The following is an 11,375-nucleotide window of genomic DNA, read 5'->3' on the forward strand; positions in this document are numbered from 1 at the left end:
TCAATCTCGCAATAACAAGTCGCGGCAGGTAAGGTGCTGAAGAGCTCACCTAATTCGCGTATTACACTACTAATCACTTATAAAGGGATTGTCGCAAGCAGTTCGTGCACTACATTCGCCGGCTTAGGCGCCTTAGTAATTGAACGACCAAGCACCAAAAAATCACTTCCATTTTCAACCGCTTGCACCGGTGTCATCACACGCGACTGATCATTTAGTTTATCTCCTGGCAAGCGAATACCAGGCGTAATGGTCAAAAAAGATTGGCCGCAGGTATTTTTAATCATTGGAACTTCAAAGGCAGAACAAACAACGCCGTCAAGTCCCGCTTGCAATGCAAGTTTAGCCAAGCGTTTGACCTGGGTATCAACAGACGGCTCTATACCAATCTCTGGTAAATTCTCTGTGGCCATACTGGTTAAAATAGTCACCGCAATGAGTAAGGGACGATTATCACCATAAGGCTCTAAAGCCTTTACTGCTGTCTGCATCATTGCCAAACCGCCTGAAGCATGAACATTAATCATCCAAACTCCAAGCTCAGCACAAGCTTGACAAGCCCGGGCTACGGTATTGGGAATATCATGAAATTTCAAATCCAGAAAAATTTTAAACCCTTTTTTTACCAAATCACGAACAAAATCAGGACCAAAAAGAGTAAACATTTCACTACCAACCTTGAGTGCGCATTGGCTCGGCTCTAATTGCTCAACCAAGGCAAACGCATCTTGTCGATTTGCAAAATCCAGCGCTACAATCAATTTCAAAGCCATTATACCCCTGCCAACTCGCTTACCAGACAAGTTTTAACTGCATGAGCAATTTTTTGCTGGTCTTCCATGCTTAAGTATGGGTGCATTGGCAAACTGACTACATGTTTACTTGCTTTTTCAGCATGGGGAAAATCACCAATTTTGTAGCCCAAAGCGCTGAGAGCCTGCTGTTGATGCATGGCAACCGGATAATGCACTGCTGTAGGAATACCTAAAGCCTGCATTTGCTTCTGAAAATCATCGCGGTGAGGAACTTCGATTGTATATTGAGCATAAACACTGGTATTGCCCTCCATGACAGAGGGTGTTTTAACTACATCAGCAAGCAATTGTTCATAACGTTGTGCAACCCGTTGACGCATGGCAATTTCATCAGGGAATAATTTCATTTTTTCAATCAGGATAGCTGCTTGTAGGGTATCCATTCGGCCATTAATGCCAATTCGTTTATGGCAGTATCTTGTATTTTGCCCATGATTACGGATTTCTATCAATCGTTCGGCAAGAATATCATCATCTGTAAAGCAGGCTCCAGAATCACCATAACCACCCAGCGGTTTAGATGGGAAAAAACTGGTACATCCAATTGTCGATAAGGCACAGGAGTATGCACCTTGGTAGGTAGCCCCAAAACTCTGGGCGGCATCTTCAATAACTGGTAAGCCGAATTGCTTTGCAACCTCATTGATTGTCGTCATATCAGCACATTGGCCATATAAACTCACTGGCATGATTGCTTTTGTTTTGTCAGTAATAGCCTCTTTGATTTTTGTTGCGTCAATATTGTACGTTGTTGGATCGATATCAACAAAAACAGGCTTGGCGCCGACAAGAGCAATCACTTCACCTGTAGCAAAAAAACTGAAAGGACTGGTAATAACTTCATCACCTGGCTCCAGCTCCAAGGCTAACAAAGCCATCAGCAAGGCATCTGTACCGCTTGAATTAACAATGGCATGCTTAACATTTACAAACTCCGCCAATTGTCGTTCGAGTTTGGCGATTTCAGGTCCCATAATATATTGACCATGCTCTAAAACAGTTTGGATGCCTCGCAGGATATCTGTTTCAATTAATTTATATTGTTTTTTAAGATCGATGAATTGCATAATTCTCTCAAATTGAGTTAGGGAACTGATTAGGCTCAACAGCAATTTGCCCAAATTTACAGTCGGCTCTAATCCCCTTCCAAACCATGGACTGGCTTCATTCTACCCCACTGTTTACAACTTGGGCAATGCCAATGCAAATGTTTACCACCAAAACCACAGTGTCCACAGCGATAGATAGGCTTGTTATCTAAAAATTTACTCGTAATGTCATACAACATTTGTAATTTATCCCGCACTTTACCGTGAGCAGTTTCCAAGTGCCAGCAAATTAAGCGGTTTAAACCTCTAATAGAAGGATGAGTACTAAGCTTATCCGATACAAAATCAATGGCAGCATCCATATTTTTTTCGCGGCGCAAAAACTCCGCAATAACGAAAATGGTGGATGCACGGGGATGCTCGACTAACGTCTGTTGTAAATACTCTACACATTCGCTCATCGCATCCAGTTCGCGGTGGCAAATCACTAACGGCTCAATGATTTCGCTAAGAAACTCTGGATCTTGTTGTGGAACTCGCTTTAAGGAGCGAATAGCCTGTTTATAACGAGCATTTTGCATATCCAACGATGCTTGCATAAGGCTGGCGCGCGCTGACATTTTATCAACAACGAGAGCTTGCTTAATTGCGTTTTGAGCTTTATCAACAGAATTGCTCTTTAATGCCTGATTAGCAATTTCGCAATAATAGTGCGCGGCTTGCATGTGCATACTCTGCCCTAGGGAAAGCTCTAATTTTTTTATGACATCCAGCGCTTTTTCCCACGCTTTTTCTTGCTGATAGATAGCAAGTAAGCCCTGTAGACTGGAGGTTTCGCGGCTACCCCCCAACTCTACCACCTCTAAGAAAATGCGTTCAGCTCTGTCAAATACACCCGCACTCATGTAATCCTGACCTAAAGCCATTAATGCTTCTTTGCGCTCTACCAAACTTAATTGCGGCCTGGCAATCAGATTCTGATGTATTCTAATGGCTCGATCTACTTCGCCACGACGGCGAAAGAGACTTCCCAACGCCAAATGAGTCTCTACTGTTTCACTATCAACCTCCAGCAGTTTGATAAATACATCAACTGCTTTATCTGGCTGTTCATTTAATAAGTAGTTTAGTCCCACTACGTATTCACGCGAGAGTCGGTTATCAAAACGCTTTTCTTTACCAGAGTAATTACGGCTAGCAACCCACCAACCAGACCAGGCTGCAGCAGGTAACAATAATGGCCATAAATTAATCATTAAAGCTCTCCATTACTTCAACTCGTTCAGTTTGATTAGGGCTATTACACTGACGATCTATCTGATTTGTTAATGAGACCTCTCCGTGGAACAGCGAAGAAAACAATTTCAACAAAAATGTAAACAGCACCTAATATAAATTAGCAATTTAAATTCGCTCACTGATAATAAATTCAGAGCTGGCCAGGGTCAATCATCTTAATGTTGATCCTGCAAAGGAATTGCCCGTAAGTTTTTTATTTCCTTTTCAGTCAACTTCAACTGGCTCTTTATTTTTAAGTATTCAACCTTAAGACGCCAATAACGACATAGAAAAAGCAGGAAGCCCAGAATAGCCCCAACACCCAGCATCACCGTCATTAATACGGATATGGGCATCGTTAGAACTTTAAAATAAAAATTAACCTGTACTGAAGAAGCGTTCAGTGCAGCAAAACTTACACCTAATAAAATTAATACTAAATAAAATATCATCATTAGCAGGCGCATTATATTAATCCTTAAAATAGCTGCAAATTAAATTGATTCATATCCCTACTCATGAGTAGTTTATTCGATCCCTTCAAGTTTCTGAAGAAGTCTAGTGCTCGAATCCACCTATACTCGTGTATCCACTCCGATTCTGCGCTCATCTCCCCTCGCACTTTTCTCTCCACAGCATGTTTGGAAAGGGTTTGTTATTAATCCCGATCGTTAATTCGCAATTAGGCTTTTGAAAAGTGTTAATTGACGAGAATTACCCGCTTAACAAAAAAAAAAGCGTAGTTAAACTACGCTTTTTTATTTAGGCAAAGAGGTTTATTCACCCTCTTTATTTGCCATTTTTTCTTTCAGCAAGTCACCTAAGGTCGTTGAAGCAACTTCCCCACTGCGTGAGTATTTTTTGATTGCTTCAGCTTGATCTTGAGCATCCTTCGCTTTAACAGACAAGGCTATCGTGCGATTTTTCTTATCAACATTGATAATTTTTGCCTCGATTTCATCACCTTCTTTAAAGAGAGTGGTTGCATCATCAACCTTGTCTTCTGATAATTCATTGACACGAATTGTTCCGATAACATCAGGAGCAAGATCAACTGTGACTGTTTTAGCATCAACTGCAGAAACTTTTCCTTTTACAACAGCGCCTTTAGCATATTCTTCAACATAACTGCTGAAAGCATCACCTTCAAGTTGCTTCAAACCTAAGGAAATACGTTCACGCTCTGCATCGATAGCCAGAATGACTGCCTCTAATTCCTGACCTTTCTTAAACTGCTTAACAGCCTCTTCGCCTGGAACGTTCCAGGAGATATCAGACAGATGGACCAAGCCATCAATCTCACCATCCAGACCAATGAAAATTCCAAAGTCAGTAATTGAACGGATTTTTCCGTGAACTTTTTGTCCTTTGCTATGAGTTTGTGAAAACTGGTGCCATGGATTACCAACACACTGTTTCATACCCAGAGATATACGACGGCGCTCTTCATCAATTTCAAGAACCATAACATCGACCATATCACCCATAGAAACTACTTTGCTTGGATGTACGTTCTTGTTAGTCCAATCCATCTCAGACATATGAACCAAACCTTCAACACCTTCTTCTATCTCAACAAAGCAACCGTAATCCGTGATATTAGTCACTTTACCATGCAGCTTTTTACCGACAGGATAACGTTCAACCAAATCAACCCAAGGATCATTACCCAGTTGTTTCATACCTAAGGAAACTCGATTACGCTCACTGTCAAAACTCAAGACCTTCACTTTAACGTCCTGACCAACAGTCAACAGTTCGCTTGGATGTTTTACGCGCTTCCAAGAAATATCGGTAATATGGAGTAAACCGTCAATACCACCTAAATCGATAAACGCACCATAATCGGTAAGATTTTTAACAATACCATTAAGGATTTGACCATCATGTAAGGATTCAAGTAAAGCCTGTCTATCAGCACTGCTTTCTTCTTCTACGACAGCGCGACGTGAAACAACAATGTTGTTTCTCTTCAGATCCATTTTAATAACCTTGAATTCAAGCTCTTTGCCTTCGAGGTAAGAGGGATCACGAACTGGTCTGACGTCAACCAAAGAACCTGGCAAAAATGCACGAATAGAGCCGATTTCAACCGTGAAGCCGCCTTTGACTTTCCCAGAAATCAAACCGGTTACCGTGTCATTATTTTCATGGCATTTAGATAATTTGCGCCATGCTTCTTGACGCTTCGCTTTTTCTCTTGATAGCAATGTCTCGCCATAGCCATCTTCTACAGAATCCAAAGCAACTTCAACAGTGTCGCCCAAATGGACTTCTAACTCACCATTTTTGTCTTTAAATTCTTCAACAGCAACAATCCCTTCTGATTTTAAACCCGCGTTCAAGGTGACGTAATCATCATCGATACCTATGACTCTTGCGGTGATTATTGCTCCAGGATAAAACTGTGCGCCAACGATACTTTGCTCAAATAATTCTTTGAAACTTTCAGACATGTTAATAAACTCTTTAGTAAAAAAATAGAAGCATGAGGTCCACTCATCTTCCCCCCTATGAAACACAATTTAACGAAGAAACAGGCGTTCATCGACCAATTTTAATACATTATCGAACACTTGTACAATCGTCAAACCAGTTGTATCAATCATTACCGCATCCTCTGCGGGCTTTAATGGCGCGTGCGTACGAGCAGTATCTCTTGCATCACGTTTAGCCAACTCATCAACAACTTCGGCGAGGCTAGCATCAATTCCTTTTTCTTTCAACTGAAAATAGCGACGCGAGGCTCTTTCTTCTGCTGAGGCATATAAATAGATCTTTAATATTGAATCAGGAAAAACCACAGTGCCCATATCTCGACCATCCGTTACTAACCCTGGAGGCAAGGCGAAAGCACGCTGGCGAGCAAGCAGAGCCTTTCTGATCTCAGGTACTACGGCAATTTTAGAGGCATCCTGTCCACAGAGCTCAGTTCTTATTTCATCAAAAACATCATGCCCCTCAAGCAATACGCGAGTTCGTTGTTGAGGATCCGTTTCAAAACGCAAATCAAGTGAATATGCCAGCTCGACAATTTGCGCAATGTTATTAAAATCAATGCTTTTCTTTCTAGTTGCATAAGCGAGAACCCTGTAAATACATCCACTGTCCAGTACATGCCAACCAAGATGGTTTGCTAACATGTGGCAAATGGTTCCCTTACCGGTGCCACTAGGACCATCAATAGTAATCACTGGTACGTTTTTATCTAACATCATCATGTATTTCCTTGATAGCCAATTTTATTTTGTTGGCCGTTTTTACAAATGTTGGAAATGACGTTGCAACATTGGCACAATTTTTTATGGTAACTGGCGCTTTAGCAACAGCTCCGGCAATAGCAAAGGCCATAGCAATGCGATGATCATGAAAACTATCGACCTCTCCGCCTTGCAGCACTCCACCATTAATATATAAACCATCTTCGAACGCCTGCGCTTCAATTCCCAAATGTTGCAAGCCTTCAACCATTGCCCCGATTCTATCGCTTTCCTTACAACGCAATTCACGTGCTCCATGTAGCAAGGTCTGCCCTTTCGCACAGGCTGCTGCAATAAAGATTACAGGAAATTCATCAATAGCAATTGGCACTAAGTCAGAAGGAATATCAATACCTTCAAGCTGGGCATACTTCACATAGAGATCAGCAACGAGCTCTTCACCACAAAGGCGTTTGTGATTCAAGCTTATATCTGCGCCCATTGCCGTTAAAATCTGGATAATCCCTGTTCGGGTAGGATTAATGCCGACATTTCGTATAACTAGTTCTGAACCCGGAACAATTGTTGCTGCGACGATAAAAAAAGCAGCAGAAGAAATATCACCCGGAATAATAATGTCGGTACCAATACATTCACTGTCCGAATTAATTATAATCGTGTTTTCCGCTTTTTGAATGGGATAAGAAAAGGTTGTCAGCATCCTTTCGGTATGATCACGAGTAAACCCCGGCTCAATTACTTTTGTTTCACCCTGGGCATAAAGGCCTGCGAGTAATAGACACGATTTAACCTGTGCGCTTGCTTCTGGCATTTCATAAGTAATACCGTGTAAAACATGGCCACCGCGAATAAGCAACGGAGGTCGCCCTTCCTTTGTTATTATTTCAGCTCCCATTTGCATTAATGGTCTACTTACCCGCTCCATTGGTCTTTTTTGCAGGCTTGCATCACCACTCAATTCACTGTCAAAAGGCTGCGCTGCAAGTAGACCTGCAAGTAAGCGCATAGATGTTCCTGAATTACCACAATCAACAACACCTTTGGGCTTTTGCAATCCATATTTACCTACACCATGAATCACAACCCGTTGTGCTACAGGCCCTTCAATGGCAACACCCATAGACTGAAAGGCCTTTAAGGTTGCCAAGCAATCTTCTCCATCTAAAAAGCCGCTAATAGTAGTCGTACCCTTGGCAATGGCACCCAAAATAATTGAACGATGAGAAATGGATTTATCACCAGGAACTGTCACATCACCTTGCACCGACTTTATAGGGCTGCTTACATAATCTATCAGGTTCATTAATTATGTTCCTTAGCAAAATCTCGCATAAATTTGATTAGATATTCTACACCTTCCATAGGCATGGCGTTGTATATGCTTGCTCTTAATCCTCCCACTGTGCGATGGCCTTTTAAAGCATATAGACCCCGTGTTTTGGCTACGGCCAAAAACAACTCTTCAAGGTTCGCATCAGAAAGCGAAAAACAAATATTTACTAAAGAACGTGCCTCCTCGGATACTTTACAATGGTAAAATCCTGAAGAATCAATGTAATCATATAATCTAGAGGCTTTTGCACAATTTATTTCATACAACGCCTCAACACCGCCTTGGGCTTTGGCCCATTGAGCCATTTTTCCCGCCAGATAGCAATTAAAAGTAGGTGGTGTTGCGTAAAGTGAATGCGTTGAGCTATGAGTCCGGTAATCAAGCATTGTCGGAATACTATTATCGGGCAAAGAGTTTAGTAGCTCGTCACTGATAATGACCAGTGTTAAACCGGCATTTGCAATATTTTTCTGCGCCCCGGCAAAAATCAGCCCATAATCGCTCACAGTAATAGGCTCGCTCAGTAAACATGAAGTCATATCCGCAATAAGAGGGACTCCTGAAATAGCTGGTATTTTGGCAAAGCGAACACCATTAACTGTTTCATTGGGCGTAAAATAGAGGTATTTTGTATTTTCTTTAATCTGCCATTTTTCCGGTGATGGAATCTTTATAAAACCATTCTCTTCATCACTGGCAACACAATAAGCCTGTTTAATTTTTACTGCTTCCTGGTAAGCCAGTGAGGACCAAAGACCGGTGATTAAATAACCTGACTGTTCACCGGCTGCAAGCAAATTCATGGGAACCATACTAAATTGCGTACGTGCCGCCCCACCTAAAAAAAGCACATGATAATTGGCAGGGACGTTTAAAAGCTCCCTGAATGCTTGCTCCGTCTGCTCCATCAAGGCCATGAACTCTGGTGTGCGGTGTCCAATCTCCAGGACCGACATATCCAGATTTTGCCAATTTAGAAGTTCTTCCTGTGTTTCTCTTAAAATTGATTCAGGCAACATCGAGGGGCCAGCACCAAAATTATAGCCCCTACTCATCATTAGTTTCTTCTACATCATTCTCTTCATCGGAATCTGACATCTCTTCAGTATCGTCTTCTCCAATGTCTACTATCCGTTGCATACCCACAACCTGCTCACCTGAACTGACATTAATAAGGCGTACACCTTGAGTATTTCGACCAATGATCGATAGTTCACCCACTTTAAAGCGAACTAAGGTACCCTTATCAGTGATTAACATCGCTTCATCCCCCTCGGAGACTTGCAGAGCACGGACTACTCTACCATTACGTTCATTGACTTGGATTGAAATTACGCCTTGACCGCCACGGCCGGACACACGATATTCTTCAATATTCGTGCGTTTACCATAGCCATTCTCAGTAGCAGTTAATATCGTACCTTCCGATTGAGCAACGACCAGGGAAATAACGGATTGATTTTCTCCCAACCGAATACCACGCACACCACGTGCGGTTCTACCCATAGGTCTAACAAGGTTCTCATCAAAACGAATCACCTTCCCAGCATCGGTAAACAGCATAATATCTTTACTGCCATCGGTAATATCTACACCGACCAAGCGATCTTCATCATCCAGATCTACTGCAATAATTCCCGTAGAGCGTGGTCGACTAAACGCTTCAAGGGGTACCTTTTTCACAGTACCATGCTTGGTCGCCATGAAGACAAAGTAACCCTCTTGATACTCACGCACTGGCAACATAGCGTTGATAGCTTCATCGGCTGCCAACGGAAGAATATTAATAATCGGTTTACCGCGTGAAATGCGGCTTGCCAAAGGCAATTGATAAGCTTTCAGCCAATATAGTTTCCCGTGATTTGAAAAACATAGCAAAGTATCATGAGTACTGGCGATAATGAGACGCTCGATAAAATCTTCATCTTTGACATTGGTAGCTGATTTACCCTTACCACCACGACGCTGGGCTTGATAAGCAGAAATCGGTTGATATTTCACATAGCCCTGGTGAGAGAGGGTAACCACCACATCTTCTTCAGTAATTAAATCTTCAATAGTTAAATCTTCTTGCGATGCGGTAATTTCTGTACGACGCTCGTCACCAAACTGGGCTTTGACTTCCAGCAATTCATCTCGAATCACTTGCATCAGCCGCTCAGGAGAAGCAAGAATATCTAACAACTCTTTAATTACATTTAACAACTCTTTAAATTCATTGATGATTTTATCTTGCTCAAGAGCCGTTAAACGGTGCAGCCTTAACTCAAGAATTGCCTGGGCTTGATGTTCTGATAACCGATAACCTTCTGCAGCTAAACCATAATCACTGGATAAATCATCTGGTCGGCAAGCATCGCTTCCTGCATTTTCCAGCATAGCCTTAACCAAACCTGGTTGCCAAAAACGCGCCAATAAAGCCTCTTTTGCGTCTTGAGGGGTTGGTGATTTCTTAATGAGTTCAATCATCTCATCAATATTAGCCAGTGCAATTCCCAAACCTTCTAATAAATGAGCGCGATTACGAGCTTTCTTCAATTCAAAAATCGTACGGCGAGTCACCACTTCACGGCGATGCTTGATAAAATACTCAAGAATTTCTTTTAGATTGAGTGTACGCGGCTGACCGTCAACCAAAGCGACCATATTAATGCCAAATACATTCTGCATCTGGGTATGAGCGTACAAATTATTCAAAATTACTTCAGCTACTTCACCCCGTTTGAGCTCAATAACAACTCTCATGCCTTGTTTATCAGACTCATCCCGCAAACCAGAAATCCCTTCGATACGCTTTTCACGCACTAATTCAGCGATTTTTTCTACTAAACGGGCTTTATTAACCTGATAAGGTAATTCAGTAATAATGATGGCTTGTCGACCAGAATGACTATCTGTCTCTATTTCTGTGCGCGCGCGAATATAAATCCGGCCGCGCCCGGTGCGGTATGCCTGCAGAATACCCGCTTTACCATTAATAATTGCCGCTGTTGGAAAATCAGGGCCGGGTACATAGTTCATTATGTCATCCAGCGTCAAATCAGGATCTTCTACCAAAGCAACACAGGCATTAATAACTTCGGTCAGGTTATGCGGTGGAATATTGGTCGCCATACCTACAGCAATACCAGAGGAACCATTCACCAGCAGGTTAGGAACTCGTGATGGTAAAACGACAGGAGCAAATTCTGTTTCATCGTAGTTTGGACTAAAATCGACGGTTTCCTTGTCCAGATCAGCCAATAAAGCGTGGGCAACTTTTGACATTCTGACTTCGGTATATCGCATAGCCGCTGCGAAATCACCATCGACGGAACCAAAGTTACCTTGCCCGTCAATCAACATATAACGCATAGAAAACGGCTGCGCCATCCTTACAATGGTATCGTAGACTGCTGTATCACCATGCGGATGGTATTTACCGATGACATCCCCTACCACACGCGCTGATTTTTTATAAGGCTTATTCCAATCATTACCTAATTCACTCATCGCAAAAAGCACACGACGATGAACAGGCTTCAGGCCATCACGGACATCGGGCAAAGCGCGGCCAACGATAACACTCATAGCATAATCCAGATAGGACTGCTTTAATTCGTCTTCAATATTGACGGGTATAACTTCTTTGGCAAGATAAACCATGGTTTGGACGCGTCCTCATGCAATGATTGAAATG

9 protein-coding genes are annotated in these 11,375 nt (G+C 42.2%); all 9 read right to left on the reverse strand.

What is annotated here, in order from left to right; all coding sequences use genetic code 11:
• Positions 1–77 precede the first annotated feature (77 nt).
• A complete protein-coding gene (gene pyrF, locus ACN4Z1_RS07235) occupies positions 78–773 on the reverse strand; it encodes an orotidine-5'-phosphate decarboxylase (protein WP_228363902.1) in 696 nt (231 codons plus the stop codon).
• Positions 773–1,882, reverse strand: coding sequence for a DegT/DnrJ/EryC1/StrS family aminotransferase (locus tag ACN4Z1_RS07240; protein WP_115221406.1), 1,110 nt, complete (start codon positions 1,880–1,882; stop codon positions 773–775). Before ACN4Z1_RS07240 ends, pyrF begins: the two co-directional genes overlap by 1 nt.
• A 68-nt stretch (positions 1,883–1,950) precedes the next feature.
• Positions 1,951–3,120: a lipopolysaccharide assembly protein LapB gene (lapB, locus tag ACN4Z1_RS07245; protein ID WP_228363901.1), complete on the reverse strand. Its 1,170-nt coding sequence runs from the start codon at positions 3,118–3,120 to the stop codon at positions 1,951–1,953.
• Between the two features lie 198 nt (positions 3,121–3,318).
• A complete protein-coding gene (locus tag ACN4Z1_RS07250; RefSeq protein WP_115221408.1) occupies positions 3,319–3,609 on the reverse strand; it encodes a lipopolysaccharide assembly protein LapA domain-containing protein in 291 nt (96 codons plus the stop codon).
• A 309-nt stretch (positions 3,610–3,918) separates the two neighbouring features.
• Positions 3,919–5,598 (reverse strand): 30S ribosomal protein S1, encoded by a 1,680-nt coding sequence (gene rpsA, locus ACN4Z1_RS07255; protein WP_228363899.1) that lies wholly within the window; start codon positions 5,596–5,598, stop codon positions 3,919–3,921.
• Positions 5,599–5,667: 69 nt separating this feature from the next.
• A complete protein-coding gene (gene cmk / locus ACN4Z1_RS07260; RefSeq protein ID WP_181879454.1) occupies positions 5,668–6,360 on the reverse strand; it encodes a (d)CMP kinase in 693 nt (230 codons plus the stop codon).
• Positions 6,347–7,657 carry a 3-phosphoshikimate 1-carboxyvinyltransferase gene (aroA, locus tag ACN4Z1_RS07265; RefSeq protein ID WP_370634587.1) on the reverse strand — a complete coding sequence of 437 codons (1,311 nt, stop codon included), beginning with the start codon at positions 7,655–7,657 and terminating at the stop codon, positions 6,347–6,349. Before aroA ends, cmk begins: the two co-directional genes overlap by 14 nt.
• 8 nt (positions 7,658–7,665) lie before the next feature.
• Entirely contained in the window at positions 7,666–8,754 is a 1,089-nt protein-coding gene (gene serC / locus ACN4Z1_RS07270) for a 3-phosphoserine/phosphohydroxythreonine transaminase (protein ID WP_228363898.1), read from the reverse strand.
• Entirely contained in the window at positions 8,744–11,341 is a 2,598-nt protein-coding gene (gene gyrA, locus ACN4Z1_RS07275) for a DNA gyrase subunit A (RefSeq protein ID WP_228363897.1), read from the reverse strand. The genes serC and gyrA overlap by 11 nt, the downstream gene beginning before the upstream one ends.
• Positions 11,342–11,375: the final 34 nt, after the last annotated feature.

This window comes from Legionella sp. ST3F1 (assembly GCF_048553315.1).
Lineage (GTDB): Bacteria > Pseudomonadota > Gammaproteobacteria > Legionellales > Legionellaceae > Tatlockia > Tatlockia donaldsonii.

What these genes read in the sequence shown, in the direction of transcription:
- ACN4Z1_RS07250 (WP_115221408.1), bottom strand. Translation starts at nt 3,609, where the DNA reads ATGCGCCTGCTAATGATGATATTTTATTTAGTATTAATTTTATTAGGT.
- cmk (WP_181879454.1), bottom strand. Translation starts at nt 6,360, where the DNA reads ATGATGTTAGATAAAAACGTACCAGTGATTACTATTGATGGTCCTAGT.
- lapB (WP_228363901.1), bottom strand. Translation starts at nt 3,120, where the DNA reads ATGATTAATTTATGGCCATTATTGTTACCTGCTGCAGCCTGGTCTGGT.
- rpsA (WP_228363899.1), bottom strand. Translation starts at nt 5,598, where the DNA reads ATGTCTGAAAGTTTCAAAGAATTATTTGAGCAAAGTATCGTTGGCGCA.
- pyrF (WP_228363902.1), bottom strand. Translation starts at nt 773, where the DNA reads ATGGCTTTGAAATTGATTGTAGCGCTGGATTTTGCAAATCGACAAGAT.
- serC (WP_228363898.1), bottom strand. Translation starts at nt 8,754, where the DNA reads ATGATGAGTAGGGGCTATAATTTTGGTGCTGGCCCCTCGATGTTGCCT.
- ACN4Z1_RS07240 (WP_115221406.1), bottom strand. Translation starts at nt 1,882, where the DNA reads ATGCAATTCATCGATCTTAAAAAACAATATAAATTAATTGAAACAGAT.
- gyrA (WP_228363897.1), bottom strand. Translation starts at nt 11,341, where the DNA reads ATGGTTTATCTTGCCAAAGAAGTTATACCCGTCAATATTGAAGACGAA.